The 16,302-nt window shown below is 60.1% G+C and carries 16 protein-coding genes; 4 read left to right on the top strand and 12 right to left on the bottom strand.

From position 1 onward, the window contains the following. Positions 1–6: 6 nt before the first annotated feature. The 7 genes from QMX98_RS07350 to QMX98_RS07320 form a co-directional block, all read right to left on the bottom strand. Positions 7–435, bottom strand: coding sequence for a DUF350 domain-containing protein (locus QMX98_RS07350; RefSeq protein ID WP_010467290.1), 429 nt, complete (start codon positions 433–435; stop codon positions 7–9). A gap of 15 nt (positions 436–450) precedes the next feature. Next, a complete protein-coding gene (locus QMX98_RS07345) occupies positions 451–1,125 on the bottom strand; it encodes a DUF2491 family protein (RefSeq protein ID WP_200667137.1) in 675 nt (224 codons plus the stop codon). Beyond that, entirely contained in the window at positions 1,112–2,146 is a 1,035-nt protein-coding gene (locus QMX98_RS07340) for an ion channel (RefSeq protein WP_077749253.1), read from the bottom strand. Before QMX98_RS07340 ends, QMX98_RS07345 begins: the two co-directional genes overlap by 14 nt. Before the next feature lie 71 nt (positions 2,147–2,217). Beyond that, positions 2,218–2,781: a rhomboid family intramembrane serine protease gene (locus tag QMX98_RS07335; protein WP_077749252.1), complete on the bottom strand. Its 564-nt coding sequence runs from the start codon at positions 2,779–2,781 to the stop codon at positions 2,218–2,220. 160 nt (positions 2,782–2,941) lie between these two features. Beyond that, on the bottom strand, positions 2,942–3,640 hold the full coding sequence (locus QMX98_RS07330; RefSeq protein WP_010467296.1) for a PspA/IM30 family protein: 699 nt from the start codon (positions 3,638–3,640) through the stop codon (positions 2,942–2,944). A gap of 24 nt (positions 3,641–3,664) precedes the next feature. After that, on the bottom strand, positions 3,665–4,246 hold the full coding sequence (locus QMX98_RS07325) for a YjfI family protein (protein WP_010467297.1): 582 nt from the start codon (positions 4,244–4,246) through the stop codon (positions 3,665–3,667). Positions 4,247–4,528: 282 nt separating this feature from the next. Beyond that, on the bottom strand, positions 4,529–5,083 hold the full coding sequence (locus QMX98_RS07320) for a cysteine hydrolase family protein (protein WP_010467298.1): 555 nt from the start codon (positions 5,081–5,083) through the stop codon (positions 4,529–4,531). Between the two features lie 104 nt (positions 5,084–5,187). On the opposite strand from QMX98_RS07320, the gene QMX98_RS07315 reads away from it, so the two are divergent. From QMX98_RS07315 to QMX98_RS07305, 3 genes are all read left to right on the top strand, one after another. Further along, a complete protein-coding gene (locus QMX98_RS07315) occupies positions 5,188–6,183 on the top strand; it encodes a GlxA family transcriptional regulator (protein ID WP_010467299.1) in 996 nt (331 codons plus the stop codon). Positions 6,184–6,487: 304 nt separating this feature from the next. Next, positions 6,488–7,597: a DUF3182 family protein gene (locus QMX98_RS07310; RefSeq protein ID WP_010467300.1), complete on the top strand. Its 1,110-nt coding sequence runs from the start codon at positions 6,488–6,490 to the stop codon at positions 7,595–7,597. Continuing rightward, complete coding sequence (locus QMX98_RS07305) at positions 7,587–8,345, top strand: alpha/beta fold hydrolase (protein ID WP_010467301.1); 759 nt, start codon at positions 7,587–7,589, stop codon at positions 8,343–8,345. Before QMX98_RS07310 ends, QMX98_RS07305 begins: the two co-directional genes overlap by 11 nt. Before the next feature lie 65 nt (positions 8,346–8,410). Here the strand turns inward: QMX98_RS07305 and QMX98_RS07300 are convergent, their stop codons facing one another. The 5 genes from QMX98_RS07300 to QMX98_RS07280 all read right to left on the bottom strand — a co-directional run bounded on the left by QMX98_RS07300 (position 8,411) and on the right by QMX98_RS07280 (position 13,735). Beyond that, entirely contained in the window at positions 8,411–9,412 is a 1,002-nt protein-coding gene (locus tag QMX98_RS07300; protein ID WP_282410499.1) for a lysylphosphatidylglycerol synthase domain-containing protein, read from the bottom strand. Beyond that, positions 9,399–10,694 carry a cardiolipin synthase ClsB gene (gene clsB, locus QMX98_RS07295; protein WP_282410498.1) on the bottom strand — a complete coding sequence of 432 codons (1,296 nt, stop codon included), beginning with the start codon at positions 10,692–10,694 and terminating at the stop codon, positions 9,399–9,401. Before clsB ends, QMX98_RS07300 begins: the two co-directional genes overlap by 14 nt. Then, positions 10,691–11,488: an endonuclease/exonuclease/phosphatase family protein gene (locus QMX98_RS07290; RefSeq protein ID WP_077749245.1), complete on the bottom strand. Its 798-nt coding sequence runs from the start codon at positions 11,486–11,488 to the stop codon at positions 10,691–10,693. Before QMX98_RS07290 ends, clsB begins: the two co-directional genes overlap by 4 nt. Further along, positions 11,485–12,411, bottom strand: a complete 927-nt coding sequence (locus tag QMX98_RS07285; RefSeq protein WP_010467306.1) for a DUF72 domain-containing protein — start codon at positions 12,409–12,411, stop codon at positions 11,485–11,487. Before QMX98_RS07285 ends, QMX98_RS07290 begins: the two co-directional genes overlap by 4 nt. A 121-nt stretch (positions 12,412–12,532) precedes the next feature. After that, a complete protein-coding gene (locus QMX98_RS07280) occupies positions 12,533–13,735 on the bottom strand; it encodes an MFS transporter (protein ID WP_221107490.1) in 1,203 nt (400 codons plus the stop codon). Positions 13,736–14,092: 357 nt separating this feature from the next. Here QMX98_RS07280 and QMX98_RS07275 point away from each other — a divergent pair, with 357 nt between their 5' ends. Beyond that, positions 14,093–16,210 carry a mechanosensitive ion channel domain-containing protein gene (locus QMX98_RS07275; RefSeq protein WP_221107488.1) on the top strand — a complete coding sequence of 706 codons (2,118 nt, stop codon included), beginning with the start codon at positions 14,093–14,095 and terminating at the stop codon, positions 16,208–16,210. Positions 16,211–16,302: the final 92 nt, after the last annotated feature.

Below are 16,302 nucleotides of genomic sequence, written 5' to 3'. Positions count from 1 at the left end.
GCGCAATCAGTTCTGGGAAGGAGTCATGCACGCGGCGTTCAACATGCCGACGCTGATGGCCACGGCTGCCACGTAGATGCCCGCCGCGATTTCACCTTTCTTGATGCGCTCGGAGGTGCCTTTGAGCACCAGGCTGGTCACCAGAAATGCCAGCAATTGAACGAGGGCTGCGATGACCGCCCAGACCACGAAGTCGAGGATGCTGATCGAGTACGCAATCACGTTGCTGGCCGGAATGGCGAAACCGATGATGGCCCCGCCCAGGGCGATCGCAGCGGCTACGTTGCCGGAACGGATCAGTTCGAATTCCTTGTGCGGGGTGATGCGGGTGTAGATGAACTGGAACAGTGCGAACAATACCGCGGCGCCGAGGATGTACGAAACAAACCCGAACACGGCGGCTTTGTTCAAGGAGATAGAGAGTGCTTCTAGCATGGACTGCTTCCTTTTTTAGAACGTATTCAGGTCGGTTGTGTACAGCGAGATGCCCAGCGACGTGCTCAAGCTGATGGTGCCTTCGGCGTCTTCCTCAACTGAAAACAGCAGGAATTCCCGGCGGTCTGTCAGGCCGGTTTCGCGGGCGTACAGCATCGAACGGTGCTCGATGCCGTAGGACTCCTTCGGGTTTTTCAGCTGCTCGCTCAACGCCACCAATTCTGTCTGGCCATCCTCGGTGCCCCATTCGCGGGTGTATTCGACGCCGTTGTGGGTGTAGGTCGGCAGCCCGATCAGGCTTTGCGGACCGGCTAATCGGCGCAACTCCGCTTCACTGCTGATGGTGATGTAGCTGAGGTAATTGAACAGGATCACCGACTCAACCTGCCCGGCGATTTCGCCGGTGGTATGCACCTGCAGCCAGTAGTCTTCCTCGTTCATGTAGTAGCGTGACAGCCAGGTCGACTGCCCGAGATCGACGGTGCCGTTGCTCCAGATCTGCTGCGAGCCCGGGATGGTCACCGTGGTGTTGCCGTCGAGCAACAATTTCAGGGTGGTGTCGAACATCACGCCTTTGCCCAGTGCCAGGTCCAGCGGACCGGTGACGGGCAGGGATTCGCTGGCGGTCCATTTCGACTCTGTCGTCGCGTTCGGGGCCTCAAGCCCCATCAACTGTTTAAACCATCCCATTGGAGATTTCCTTGAGGCGAGTGGAGGCGATGTAGAAGAGCTCGCCGCCCTCAACGCGTGTGGCGCCGGGCGGGTTGATCGACGGTTGTCGGGCGCCTTTGGCGCGATAGCCGATGAGCGTGGCGTTGTGATGTTCTTTCATCCGTGTGTACAGATCGCCAAACGTCGCTTCAAAGGCCTCGGGCAGTTTCATCAGGTATTGAGTGGCGCCCTGGCCCACGCACAGCAGTTCATTGATGACCACTGACGAGCCCGGATCCTGCGAGGCGCGCACCAACATCTCGATGGCCATGCTGGAAGTGCATTCCAGGCTGGGCGCGTAGGCGCTGGCGAGCGCAGCGATTTCACTGTCATTGAAGTGGGCGACCACATGCCCGACAGGCTGCAGTTGATTGACCGCCAGCACGGTGGCCAGGGTCAGGTCGTCTGAATGGGTTCGCACCAGAACGCGCTCGGCACCGGGAACGCCCGCGCGCAGCAACAAGGCCACGGAGGACAGGCTTTCACCTTTGATGAAGCTCGCTTTGCCCGGCATCGGGTTTTCTTCAAGGGTGCAATCGCAAATGACGATCAGGTTGTCGTTCGAGGTTTCGTCCTGGAGCAACAACTCAATGACCCGTTCGCTGGACGCGCCTTCCCAGCCGATGAGAACCGTATGGCCGACCTTGCCGGTGAAATCGCCTTTGCCCTTCATGCCTTTTCTCCATGCATCGATGACGCTGCTGGTGGTTTTGCCGATGGCTGCCGTCAGCAGCGCAATGCCCCCGAGCATGACCCAGGTGGCCACGAATATCCGTCCCGCCGCTGTCTGCGGCGCGAGATCGCCATAACCGACGGTGAGTGTGGTGGTCAGATAGAAGTAAGTAAACGTGGCGGGCGCGGTGAGGTGTTGTTCGCCCAGTAACACCAGGCCCAGATACGCCGTGGTCAGGTGTACGCCCAAGGCAATGACCAGGCCTGCCCAGCCGAAACGGTGGAAGAGGGACGAGGCATACATGCGCAATAAAAGGAAAATCGACATTTCGTCCCTGACTCCGTGGGTACTTGTTCCTGGCGACGTCATCGCCTCGGCGTCTGACTGCGCAAGTGCGTTCAGCCGGCGGCATTAAACCTGTTGCGCGGCGCCGAGAAAAGTACCTTGGCTGCAATAAATCCGGCGAGTGCACCAAACAGATGGCCTTCGAAGGAAACACCCTGGCGAGGCAGGAAGCCAAAAATCAGACCGCCGTAGAGCAGGGCCACGACGCCGGCTGTTATCAGGTTGCCCCAGCTCCTGTGGAACCAGGCGCGGGACAAGAGGTATGCCCACAGTCCGAACACCCAGCCGCTGGCGCCGATATGTACGCCTGCAAAGCCGAACAGCCAGACCAGCGCGCCGCCCAGCAGAATAATGATCGCGCTGACCGCAATGAACCGGTTGAGTCCTTCGATGATGACCAGGGTACCCAGAATCAAAAAGGCAATCAGGTTCGCGCTCAGGTGCGCAAAAGAGGCGTGCAGGAAAGGCGAGGTGATGATGCCGAGCAGACCGTGCACGGTTCTCGGGATCAAACCGAAGGCCATGAGGCTGTAGCCGGTCGCGACGTTGAACAGTTGCAACGCGACCATGAAGAGCGCCAGGCCTGCGATTGTCTTGAAACCCTTCAGGGCATCCATCCTTGACCTCGACAGTTGAATGTCTGTCAGTTCAGCGCATTCCATGTGGGAGCGAGCCTGCTCGCGAAGGGGGAGTGTCAGTCGACATCAATGTTTTCTGACAAACCGCAATCGCTAGCAGGCTAGTTCCCACAGGTTATGCGTTCGACTCGAGAGTCGGTTATTCGGCCGATTTTTGCTTCAGGCGCTCCAGGATCGCATTGGCGCTGCCTGCGTCCGGGGTGATGCCAGCATCGCGCAGTTTGCGTTCCAGGTCAGTGCCCGTCGACGCATCGGCCAATTGGTCCTGGGCTTCCAGTTCAGCGGCGCGTTGCTGTTGCTTGGCCTGCAAACGGTTCAGCGTACCGACGGCGGTTTCCAGCTTGCCGTTGGCGCCGCCACTGGCAATCGAAGCGCTGACCTGGGCTTTCTGTACGCTTTCGCGCGCCTTGGCCATGTCCACTTGCTGGCGCAGGCTTTTGATGCGGCTTTCAGCCTTGGTGATGTCTTTGCGCATGTTTTCAGCGTAACCACCAAACTCGGTGGCCTGCTTTTGCTCGACGTCCAGCTCGTTGGTCAGGGTCGAAATGGCTTCGGCCACTTCCAGGGCCAGGTCTTCACGGTTGGCCTGGATGGCGGCCAGAGCCTTGGATTCCAGGTCCTTGATCTTGGCGTTGTACTCGCTGACGCGGTCAGCCGACAGTTTGTGCTTGGCCATGATGGTGACGAGCTCACGCTTGGCGTTGGCCAGGGCGCTGTCCGCATCGCGAATTTCCTGATCGAGGATGCGCAGGGCCTGTTGGTCGACGATCGATTCGCCGACTTCGTTGGCACCGCCACGCAGCGCGGTGAACAATTTGCTCCAGATGGACTGAGTCATTGGATATTTCCTGTTCCCGAATAATTAATTGAAGAAACGTTCGAAGGCTTCGCTGGCGCGCTGGACGTTGTCGACCAGGGTTTTGACCTCGGTCACGATGTTCGTCAGGCTGGAGTCGGAGCTCAGAGCGCCGAACATGTTGTAGACAATCTGCCCGTTCGGCATGGACTCGATACCGATCGAGGACAGCGGGAACATCTCCCGGCTGCGCAGCACGGCGTCATTGAAGGCCGGTACGTCATTGATGGACTCGATGTCGACCAGAACGGTGTCGACGATGATCTGTTCGCCCACCACCGCGATGTAAATCGGCAAGCCACCGAAGTCGTTCATTTCCAGCTTGATGCTGGACTCGGAGCCTTGAACGAGAGAAAGCGTGATGTCGTTTGAAACCACTTCGTCCAGGGCTTGAAGGGCGCTGAAGAGGCGGTCGATGTTCCAGTTTGTACCTGCGCTCATGTAATTCTCCGACATGAATGAGCCAGCCAGAATCGGTTGGCGAAGCTGTTTCTCCATCTGCTTGAGCAGGCTTCGGTTTTCGGGAAGCACCCAAGTCTCGTGTTTCACATAACCGGCGGCACCCAGGCCCGCGCGCATCTGCTTCATGTAAAAGCTCGATGGTTTTTTCGCGGACGGTTTGGAGCGCTCTCCCTTGCGGCTTGCCGAATCGGTATCGGGCCCTGTGGGAGGACTCGATGGAGAGCTGCTTTTCATGGGGCTGACCTCGTTGTGAAAAACTCACGCGTGAGAAACACTACAGGCAATTTTTGCCACGCTCAATAGCTCACGCGTGAGATTTTTTGTCATACATTTTCCGCTCCATGAAAAAGGCCCGCAGCGCTAAAACGCGGCGGGCCCTTTTTGGAATTTGATCAATACGTTATGTGGTTAGTGGTTAGCCGCCAGGAATTCATCAGTGGAAATCACGCTCGCATAGGCGAAACCCAGGGCCGACATGAACGCGGCGTGAACGTGGGAGGCGGGCACCGTAACGCCGTTGAATTCCAGATCGCGTGAGGCGCAGGCGTCGTGGATCACCGTGACGGTGTAGCCAAAGTCCGCGGCGGCGCGGGTGATGCCGTCCACACACATGTGGCTCATGCTGCCAACGACCACCAATTCCTTGATGCCTTGCTCGTCGAGGATCGATTTCAGTTCGGTTTCACGAAACGAGTTGACGAAGTGCTTGAGCACCACCGGCTCATCGGCACGGTTCAGAACTTTGGGGTGCAGCTTCGCGCCTTCGGAACCCGGGGTGAAGAAGGGGGCTTCTTCGGAGGTGAATTCGTGGCGGATGTGCACCACCGAATCACCCGCGTCGCGAAACGCTTTGAGCAGACGGGCGGCGTTGTCGGCGGCAGCGTCGGCGCCGACCAGCGGCCACTTGCCTTGAGGGAAGTAGTCGTTTTGGATATCAACTACGATGAGTGCTTGCTTGGCCATGCCTGATTCCTCGAAATGTGTGGGTTGGGCGTGGAAAGAAGTATTGTCTGTGGCAGGCCTTCCGAGGATTGGCCGCACCGACAATAGAAGGGGGAAAACTGACAATGGACGCAGAAAGGGCAATCGTCGAACTCGGCGTGCTGATTTATCCCGGCGCGCAGATGGCGGCGGTGCACGGGTTGACGGACCTGTTCGGGGTGGCGAACCGGATTGCCGCCGAGCATCAGGCTGCGCAATTGCCGCTGCTGCGGGTCAGCCATTGGCAAGTTGATGGCGAGCAGGCGCCCGAGCGGGTGTACGACAGTCATCCCGGGCCCGAGCGCGCCTTGGTGGCGGTGTTGATTCCGCCATCGATTGCCGGATTTTCCGAAGGCCAGGCACCGCAGGCGTTGATCCACTGGATGCGTCAGCAACACGCCCGGGGCGCGACCCTCGGCGGCGTCTGCGTGGGCTCGATTCTACTGGCGGAAAGCGGCTTGCTCGACGGCCGCAGCGCCACCACCCACTGGACCTCGGCCAAAACCTTCGCCGAGCGTTACCCGGCCATCAAGCTCAAGGCCGATACCCCTATCGTCGACGACGGCGACCTGATCACCACCGCCGGGTTGATGGCCTGGTCCGAGTTGGGATTGCGCCTGGTCGACCGCCTGCTCGGCCCGAGCATTGCCACCGGCACTGCGCGTTTTCTGGTGGTGGAACACAGCGACAGCGCGAGTGAGTGCGGCAGCAATTTTTCACCGATTCTCAGCCACGGGGATGCTTCGATTCTCAAGGTTCAGCACTGGCTGCAAAGCACCGGGGCCACCGATGTATCGCTGACGGCGATGGCCGAGCGGGCGGGGCTGGAAGAGCGCACGTTCCTGCGCCGTTTCCGTGCAGCGACCGGGTTGAAACCCACCGAGTACTGCCAGCATCTGCGGGTCGGCAAGGCTCGGGAAATGCTTGAATTCACCAACGGCACCATCGATCACATTGCGTGGACCGTGGGTTATCAAGACCCCAGTGCGTTTCGCGCGACCTTCAAGAAAATCACCGGGCTGGCGCCAAGTGATTACCGGGCGCGGTTTGGCGTGACGCCGGGTGCAGCTGTCACGCGGTAGCCAGATCACCGCCGAGCCAAATGTGGGAGCGAGCCTGCTCGCGAAGGCGCAATGTCAGTGACTTAGATGCAGGCTGACCCACGCCGAATTCGCGAGCAGGCTCTCTCCCGCATTGGCTCAGTGCAAGGCCTGGATCGTGCAAAATGCAGGAGTAGAGAAACCCTTCGTGCAGAATAAAACAGGCTCAGTGCCATCACCTTCGCAGCAACTGCCTGATTTGAAACCCGTTTCTATCCAACCCTCAATGGCTTGATCTCTGCACCCCTTCAACTACATTCATCAAAAGCCGATTGAAGGGGGACGCATGACCCCAACAAACCGCAAGAAACTGGTAGTCGCCCACTCAGTCCGCCCCGAGGCGCCCCAGCACGAAGTCGACACCAATCACGCGCTGGCCCGTTGGCTGGCGCACATCCTGGGGCTCAAGTTCGGTGGCAGCTACGACCCCGGACTTCACAACGGTCGAGATCTTTATCTCTTGCCGACCCAGACCCTGGTCGGCGTCGCTGCCGCCCGGGCATTGGGCGTCACCGGGCCGGAAGATCTGTGGGGCGGTTACGTCGACCACGATTTCATCTGCACCAAAGCCATCAGCCACGGGTTGCGCAATAAACATGCGCACGCCCCGCAAGGCTGGTCTCCGTTGTTTTCCGAACGTGTGCGCAACGTCGTGCTCGATGGCCTCAGCGTGTTCTCGCTCGACGATGCGCGGCCGGCCGCAGAGCATTTGCTTTACACCGGCCCGATCCGCATCAAGCCGATTCATGCCTGCGCCGGACGTGGGCAGGAAGTGATCAAAAGCCTCGACCAGTTCGACGAAGTTCTGGCTCGCCCCGATGCCAGGGCACTGTTCAGCGAAGGCGTGGTGCTTGAACAGGATCTCGACAACGTCGTCACCCACAGTGTTGGCCAGAGTTTTATCGGCGATAAGGTGCTGAGTTATTGCGGTGATCAATACTTGACCGAAGACGGTCAGGGCGAGCAGGTTTATGGAGGTTCCAATCTGCTGGTGGTGCAGGGGTATTACGAAGACCTGCTGAAACTGGACCTGCCTGACGATGTGCAACTGGCGATCCGGCAAGCGCAAGTGTTCGACAGCGCCGCGGACGAGGCCTATCCCGGTTTTTACGCCTCGCGCCGCAACTATGACATCGCCCAAGGCCTGGACAGCAGTGGCAAACAGCGCAGCGGCGTGCTCGAACAGTCCTGGCGCATGGGCGGTGCCAGCAGCGCCGAAGTGGCCGCGTTGCAGAGCTTCGTCAACAACCCGGGGATGCGCGCGATTCGCGTGTCTTCAGTGGAAACCTACATCGACCAACCGCTGCCGCCGGACGCCATTGAGGTGTATCGCGGGCCCGCGGAAAACAGTGACTTTCTTCTCAAGTACGTGACGGTCAAATCCTATGACGGCTAGAAGCGAAACCATTCAGATCGACATCGACGATGAACAGATGAGCGGGACCTTTCTGAGCCCCAAATCGAAAGTCCCCGGCGTGTTGTTTGTGCACGGTTGGGGCGGCAGCCAGGAGCGGGACCTGGAGCGGGCCAAAGGCATCGCCGGTCTGGGATGCGTGTGCCTGACGTTCGACTTGCGCGGGCACACCGGCGGCACCGGCATCCCGCTTACTCGCGTAACGCGCGAAGACAACCTGCGTGACCTGCTGGCGGCATACGACCGCTTGCTCGCCCACCCGGCGCTCGACACCTCCGCCATTGCGGTGGTCGGCACCAGTTATGGCGGTTATCTGGCCTCGATACTGACTTCATTGCGCCCGGTGCGCTGGCTGGCGCTGCGGGTGCCGGCGCTGTATCGCGACGATCAATGGCATACGCCCAAGCGTGAGCTGGATAAGGCTGATTTACGCGATTACCGCAACACGCTGGTACGCGCCGACAGCAATCGTGCGCTGCATGCGTGCTCGCAATTCACCGGGGATGTGCTGCTCGTGGAGTCCGAGACCGACGACTATGTGCCTCACGCGACGATCATGAGCTACCGCGCTGCGTGCCAGCAGACGCATTCGCTGACGCACCGGATCATTGACGGCGCCGACCACGCGTTGAGCGAGCCGGTGTCGCAACAGGCCTACACCTCGATCCTGGTGGACTGGATTACCGAGATGGTCGTGGGTGAGCGGTTGAGCATTATTCAGTCGAAATGAGTGGTGGGTTTGCGGACGCTTTCGAAGGCTTGCCCGCGAAAGCGTCATCCGCCTCCCCAACAATCTCAGGAAGGTTTCTTGGCAATCCGCAGCGACTTCACCTTGGCCTCCACCACCAGATACATCACCAACGTAATCAGCAACGGCAAGATGAAATAGATCGCCCGATAAGCCAGCAACCCCGCCACCAGGCTCCCCCGCGACGCTTCATGTTGCAGCAGTGCCACAAACACCGCCTCCAACACACCCAACCCGGCCGGAATGTGCGTAATCACCCCGGCAATCGCACTGATCAGCAACACGCCCAGCACCAATGGGTAATCCAGCTTGTTAGGCAGCAACGTGAAGATCACCGCCGCCATCAGCGACCAGTTCAGCGCTCCGAGGGCCAGTTGCAGCATCGCCATGCGCAAGGACGGCAGGTTGATTTCCACCCCGCGTATCGCCCATTCCCGACGTTTGGAGAACTGGCACGCCGCCAGATATCCCGCGCTCACCAGGAGTAACAACACGCCCACAACTTGCAAGGCACCGCTGCTCAACTTCCAGCCCGGCGGCATTCTGACCAGTCCGCTGCTGAACACGGCGCCCGCAATCACCATGTAGCCGAACCAGTTGGTCGCCAGGCTCAGCCCGAGGATTTTCGCGATGTTGCTTTTGCTCACCCCTAGCCGCGAATACAGGCGATAACGCATGGCAATCCCGCCGACCCACGCGCTCAGGTTCAGGTTGAAGGCGTAGCTGATGATCCCCACCGGCAGGATCTGTTTCCAGGTCAGGTCCTGGCGGATGTAGGTGCGGCCGATCAGATCAAAACAGGCATACACCAGAAAACTCACCAGCGTCAGGCCGGACGCAATGATCAGCGTGCGCACCTTGAAATTGGCCAGGGTGTGGAACACTTCGTCCCATTCGATGCGCTGGGCAAGCATCGTCAACAGCACGATCAGCGCCAGGAAAAACAGCATCGTCAGCGGTTTTTTCCAGCGGCTCCAGCGTGTCTTCTTTTCCGGGGCAGGTGTTGTGCTGCCGTCTTGAGGTGCCGAGTGCGCTTCAACGCGGTTCATGGTGGTCACTCCCGGCCGAATGGGTGAAGGGTTTCAGGCGTGGTTTATGCGCCGGCAGCCAACCGGCCCATGCCGGGAAGTGACGCAGGAAGTGAAACACCAGAAAGCCGACGGTCATGTGCCAGATCCTTCCGCGCGGCGACGTGTCCGCTGACATGGCTTTGCAGTGGTTATTGCTCAGCACTTCAAGGCGTTCGAACAGATCTTGGTTGAAGGCTCGGTCGCGGATCAACACGTTGGCTTCCAGGTTCATCGACAGGCTTAACGGGTCGAGATTGCTTGAGCCGACGGTGCTCCAGTCCTCATCCACCAGCGCGACTTTGCCGTGCAGCGGGCGTTCGCAATATTCGAAGATCTGCACGCCCGACTTGAGCAAATAGTCGTAGGTCATGCGCGCAGCCAGTTTGGCCACCATCATGTCCGGTTGCCCCTGCAGAATCAGGCGCACGTCGACGCCACGACGAGCGGCGTTGCGGATTTCGCGCAGCAAGCGGTAACCCGGAAAGAAATAGGCGTTGGCGATCACGACCCGGCGTTGGGCGCTGCGCAGCACCTGAAGGTAAACCTCTTCGATATCCGTCCGGTGGTCACCGTTGTCGCGGTACACCAGGCGAACCTGGCCGTCGTGGTCGCTGAAGGCCAGTTCCGAGCGTCGCTGCCGGCGGCGTTGCCACCAGTATTTGGCGCGGGCCGGGCGGCCACATTGCAGCAGCGCGAAGTGATGGATATCGGCCACCGCCGGGCCTTGCACTTCAACCGAGTAATCCTGCTTGGCCTCGGGGCCGAAATCGGCCAGATGGTCGGCGGAAAAGTTGATCCCGCCGATGAACGCGATCGTGCCGTCCACCACCACGATCTTGCGGTGCAGACGTCGGAACCAGTTGGTGCGGATCCCCAGAAGCTTGGGCGCCGGATCGAATATTTGCAGGCGAACGCCGGCCTCGCTCAACGTTGCGAGATAGCCGTTGCTCAACTCGCCACAGCCAAACCCGTCGAGGCTGGCAGTGACCCGTACCCCGCGTTGGGCGGCCTCGATCAGGACTTGCTGCAGCTCATTGCCGACCTTGTCCTCGAACACAATGAAGGTTTCCAGGAGTATTTCAGTCTTGGCCTGGCGCATGGCTTCGAACACTCGCGGGAAATAGGCTTCGCCGTTTTCCAGCATTTCCACGAGGTTGTTGCCCTGCCAGCCGTATTCGACGTCGACCACGCCGGGCTCACGCACCGGCGGGGTAGTCGGCACGTGTTCAACGGTGGCTTTTTCCATCGGGGCGCTGCTCATAGCTCGATCTCCACCGACAGCGGTGCGTGGTCGGAAAGGTGTGACCAGGGACGTGCCGCCAGCACTTGCGGACGGCTGGCCTTGAGGTTGCGCACATAGATGCGGTCCAGGCGTAGCGCTGGGAGTCGCGCTGGAAAACTGCGCGCCGGTTTGCCGTGGTGCTCGGCGAATACCTCGCGCAGGCCACAGGGCTTGAGCAACGCATCGGCACGCTGGCGCCAGTCGTTGAAGTCGCCGGCGACAATCACCGGGGCGTCGACCGGAAGGTCTTCGAGCCGTCGCGCCAGCAACTTCAGTTGTTCCGTGCGGTGGCTCTCACGCAGCCCCAGATGCACGCAAATGGCGTGCACTTCCAGGCCATCGCCCGGCAGGCGCAGCACGCAATGCAGGATGCCGCGGTTCTCATGGCCGCTGATCGATACGTCGAGGTTGTCATGGCGAATGATCTGGAACTTCGACAGCAGCGCATTACCGTGATCACCCGCCGGGTACACCGCGTTGCGGCCATAGGCAAATTGTGGCCACAGGGTGTCGGCGAGGAATTCGTACTGCGGCATCGTCGGCCAGTTGTCGTACCGCTGCGGATGGTCCTCGTGGGTGCCGTGGACTTCCTGCAAAAACACCACATCGGCAGACACACTGCGTACCGCTTCGCGCAATTCCGGCAGGATGAAACGCCGATTGAGCGCGGTGAACCCCTTGTGGGTGTTGACCGTCAGTACGGTGAAACGGCGCACGGCGGCGAAGACGGGTTGCTGTTCGTCGGTACTGCCGACCGGTTCGGAAATACTCATGACAGCACTCCTTCGGCGACCGGTTCACCGGGACGGGTGGCGAGGTCTTTGTCGAGGTGGAAGTGCTCAAGCAAACGCCGCGCATCGAAAGGCGCGCGGACTTTGATGTCGTTGTCGAAATAGCAGAACACTTCCCGGGACTTGCGTGCTTTCGGCTTTTGCCCAGGTGCAATCAGCTGCGGATCGGCCGGTTGCTGGCCATGGTTCCAGGCGTCGATCCGTTCGCCCCAGCGTTCCAGCGCCTCAGGGGTGTAGCCGCTGGCGTAGAGTTCTTCGGCACCGTGCAGGCGCAGATAGACGAAATCACTGGTGACGTCTTCGCGGTACGGCCATTTTCCGGCGGTATCGGCGATAACCAAGGCCACGTTGTAGCGCTTGAGCAGGCGCACGAACGCTGGATCAATAAAGCTCTCGTTTCTGATTTCAACGGCGTGGCGCAGGGGCTTTTTCTTGTACGCCTTCATGCTGGCGGGGCCGTGCAGGTGCGAATCGTGCTGGCGGGCAAGGGCGGCTGCTTGCTGGGTGTCGTGGGGTAATTGCTTGAGGAAGCTTTCGAACAACTCGACATCGAATTTGAAGTTGGGCGGAAACTGCCAGAGGATCGGGCCGAGTTTCTCTTTCAGCTCCAGGATCCCGGAGGCAAAGAAATTCGCCAGCGGTGTATGAATGTCCCGCAGACGCTTGATGTGGGTGATGAAACGTGGGGCTTTGACGCTGAACACGAAGTCCGCCGGGGTTTCGGCGTACCACTGGGCGTAACGCTCAGGCCGTTGCAGGGCGTAAAACGATCCATTGATTTCGATGCTGTTGACCGCCCGAGACGCAAATTGCAATTCGCGCTTCTGGGTCAGCCCCTTCGGGTAGAAACCTCCCCGCCAGGGTGTGTAGCGCCAGCCTGAAATGCCAATGTGAATCGCCGCCATGTCGCCTCCCGTCTAATGGTCCTCGGTTGCCTCTGTCTTTTGATGACCGTGGGGCAACCGAGAAAGTTTCGACGGGGCTACGGACGGTGGTTCCGGAAAACCATACCGACCTTCTGTGGGGTTAGTGTCCGGCGACGATGCGGGTCGTGCTTTCGGCGTAGACCGGGCCGAGTCGGTCAAGACGTCCACTCCACGCCGTCAGCGCCAACGCCACCAACACCACCAGCCCGCCAATCCAGGCGGTATGGATCAGGCCCATGTGAGCCACGATCAAGCCGCCACCCCAAGCACCACCCGCGATGCCGAGGTTAAACGCGGCGATGTTCAGCCCCGACGCCACGTCCACCGCATGCGGGGTGTGATGTTCGGCTTGACGCACCACATAGACTTGCAGCCCCGGCACGTTACCGAACGCGACTGCGCCCCAGACCAGCACGGTAGCCAGCGCCAGCCATGGGTTGCCAGCGGTAAAGGTCAACACGAACAGCACCGCCGCGAGCAAGGCAAAGATGATTTTCAGGGCGCTGATCGGGCCGCGCTTGTCCGCCAGTTTGCCGCCCCAGATGTTGCCGACCGCCACCGAGATACCGTAGACCAGCAACACCAGGCTGACCGTGCTGGCGCTGAAGCCGGAGATGTCCTGGAGAATCGGCGCCAGGAAGGTAAAAGCGATGAACGAGCCGCCGTAACCGACCGCGGTCATGGCGTACACCAGCAGCAGACGTGGCTGCTTGAGCACCTGCAATTGCTGCAACAGCGAAGCCGGTTTGCTGTGGGCGATGTTTTTCGGCACGTAGAGCAGGCTGCCGATAAAGGCGATCACGCCCAAGGCGGACACGGCGAGGAAGGTTTCACGCCAGCCGAAATGCTGACCGATGAAGGTTCCCAGCGGTACGCCGGTGACCAGCGCCACGGTCAGGCCGGTGAACATGATAGCGATCGCACTGGCGGCTTTTTCCTTTGGCACCAGGCTGGTGGCGATGGTCGAGCCAATCGAGAAAAACACCCCGTGGGCGAGGCCGGTGACGATCCGCGCCAGGATCAGCGATTCGTAGCTGGGGGCTTTCCAGGCCAGCAGGTTGCCAAGGGTGAACAGCACCATCAGCGACAACAGCAGCAATTTGCGCGGGACTTTGCCGGTGAGGGCGGTCAGCACCGGGGCGCCAATGGCGACGCCCAGGGCGTAGAGACTGACCAGCAGGCCGGCGGACGGCAGACTGACGCCGAGGTCGGCGCCGATGGTGGGTAACAGGCCAACGATGACGAACTCGGTCGTCCCGATGGCGAAGGCGCTGAGGGTCAGCGCGAGCAAGGCAATGGGCATGACTGCAACTCCGGTGGGTTTGATTGATGGAGCGCAGTGTCGGGGTTTGGGTTGTGCGGAAAAATAGAGGGGTGGGCATTTGATATTTGCGTGCAGGTCAAATATCTCGCGGGCAAATGAAACCCTGTGGCGAGGGAGCTTGCTCCCGCTTGGCTGCGCAGCAGTCGCAAATGCCATATCGCATGCTGTATTTGAGGAGCCAGGTTTGCAGGTTTTTGGGGGGCGCTTCGCACCCTAGCGGGAACAAGCTCCCTCGCCACAGGGGAACTTGCTGGCCGTTATCTCGGGGTGAAAACCGAACTTGCCCGCCATTTCCCGATCAGTTCCTTACAGACCCTTCCCAAGGAGCTTCCCGTTTTGCTCAAGTTCAAGACCGCGATACTGCTGGGGGCGTTGCTGTTTCTGGGCAGCAACGAGTTGGAAGCCGTCACGCTGCCGGGTGTTCCCGCCGCTGCCGAGGAGCCTGCTACGCCTGAACCGTTGGTCCAGGGCGGCCTGCTCGGGGCCATCAGCTCCAGCATCGACGACGTTCAGGACAAGCTCGACCTCAACGAAGACCTGGTCGATGCCTGGCGCCTGCGGGCGGACCGGGCGGCGAATGAGGTGGATAAACTGGTCAATCGACCTTCTAGCCGTTCCGGCTGGAGCGTGATTGGCGACTTCCTGATGCTGTCCGGCGTCTGGCTCGGCAGCTTTGCCTTGCTCACCGTGCTCGGTGGGATACTCGCCAAACGCTTGAACCAGGGCCGCTTTCTGCGAACCCGCCAGCGCAGTCAGGACCTGCTCAATTATGTGTTGCCTTACACGCTACCGGCCCTGATCTGCTTGCCGTTGACCCTTTACGTCAGCCATTTCCTGCCTGCCTCGGTGGGCCGTGCGCTGGCGCTGTGTTTCGCCTACGCCACCAGCAGCGGCATTTTTTCTACCTCGATGCTGCTCTGCGTGATTGTCATGTTCAACACCGGCCACAAGCGCACGGCGGTGCAGATCATCCGCGATTTCTGCCCACGACCGCTGTTCCTGATCGGTTTCCTTGCCGCGCTCAGCGATGCGCTGACCAGCCCGCAGATCGCCCGGCAACTGGGCGGTAACATCACCAGCAGCGCTGCCGTGCTCACCGGTTTTTTCGTCTCGATCATCTTCGGCTTATTGGTGATTCGATTGAGGCGCCCGGTGGCGCATCTGATCCGTAACCGGCCCTTGGCCCAGCGCCTCAAACAGCCGTCGCTGCAGGAATCCCTGCGGATCTTTTCCGGGCTCTGGTACTGGCCGATCCTGCTGATGGTGATGGTTTCGGCGATCAACCTGCTCGGCGTCGGCGATGACAATCAGAAGGCGCTGCGCTGTGCGTTGTTCACCACTATCCTGCTGATCGCCACGGTGTTTCTCAGCACAATTTTCCAGCACATGTTCAAGTCGCGCCAGGTTGAAGCGATCCAGCGCAGCAGCGCTTACAAGGAGCGTTTTCTCAGTCTGCTGCATGCGCTGCTACGAATCATCATGGCCGTGGCTTTCATCGAAATCCTTGGGCGGATCTGGGGCGTGTCGCTGTTCGAATTCGCCGAACAAAACAAGGTAGGGCGGGCAATCAGTGATTCGTTGAGCAGCATGGGGCTGATCTTTCTGGTGACCTGGTTGCTGTGGGTGGTGCTCGATACGGCGATCCAGGAAGCGCTGAAACCGCCGGTCAACAAACGCACGACGCAGCCGAGTACGCGGGTCAAAACCATTCTGCCGCTGCTGCGCAACGCGATCAAAATCATCCTGGTGGTGATCTGCGCAATTACCACCATGGCCAACCTTGGGATCAACGTTGCGCCGTTGCTGGCGGGTGCCGGCGTGGTCGGCCTGGCCATCGGTTTTGGTTCGCAGCAATTGGTGCAGGACGTGATCACCGGGTTGTTCATCATCATCGAAGACACGCTGTCGATCGGCGACTGGGTGGTGCTCGACTCCGGCCATGCCGGGACGGTCGAAGGCCTGACCATCCGCACCTTGCGCCTGCGGGACGGCAAGGGTTTCGTGCACTCGGTGCCGTTCGGGCAGATCAAGGCCGTCACCAACCAATCGCGGCAGTTTGCCTATGCGTTTTTCTCGGTGCAGTTCACCTACGACACCGATGTCGACAAAGCGATCGAACTGATCCGTGAGGCGGGGGATTCGATCCGCGAGGACGCGTTTCTCAAGTACAACCTGCAAGGGCCGCTGGATGTGTTTGGCGTCGACAAAATGGACCTCAACGGCGTGGTGCTGACGGCGCAGTTCCGCACGGTGTCGGGTGGGCAATATGCGGTGAGCCGGGCATTTAACCAACGGTTGAAGAAGCTTGTGGATAACAGCCCGTGCGTGCATTTCGCGCAGACTTATCCACAGCAGGTTTTGATGCCGAGGCAGGCGATGGCCGGGCAGGAAGACGACGGGCCGGCGCCGGAGAATTCGCCGGTGTTGTTACCGGATCAGCCGCGTACTCAATAACACCGCAAACCTTGCAGGAGCGAGGCTTGCCCGCGAAGGGCGCACCGCGGTGTATCAGTAGAACAGTGTCTTCGTTCTTCGCGGGCAAGCCT

This window comes from Pseudomonas sp. PS02303 (genome assembly GCF_029959925.1).
In the GTDB taxonomy this organism is placed as follows: Bacteria; Pseudomonadota; Gammaproteobacteria; order Pseudomonadales; family Pseudomonadaceae; genus Aquipseudomonas; species Aquipseudomonas mandelii.
Note: the sequence above shows the minus strand (reverse complement) of the source record. Positions and strands in the feature narration are given on the sequence as shown.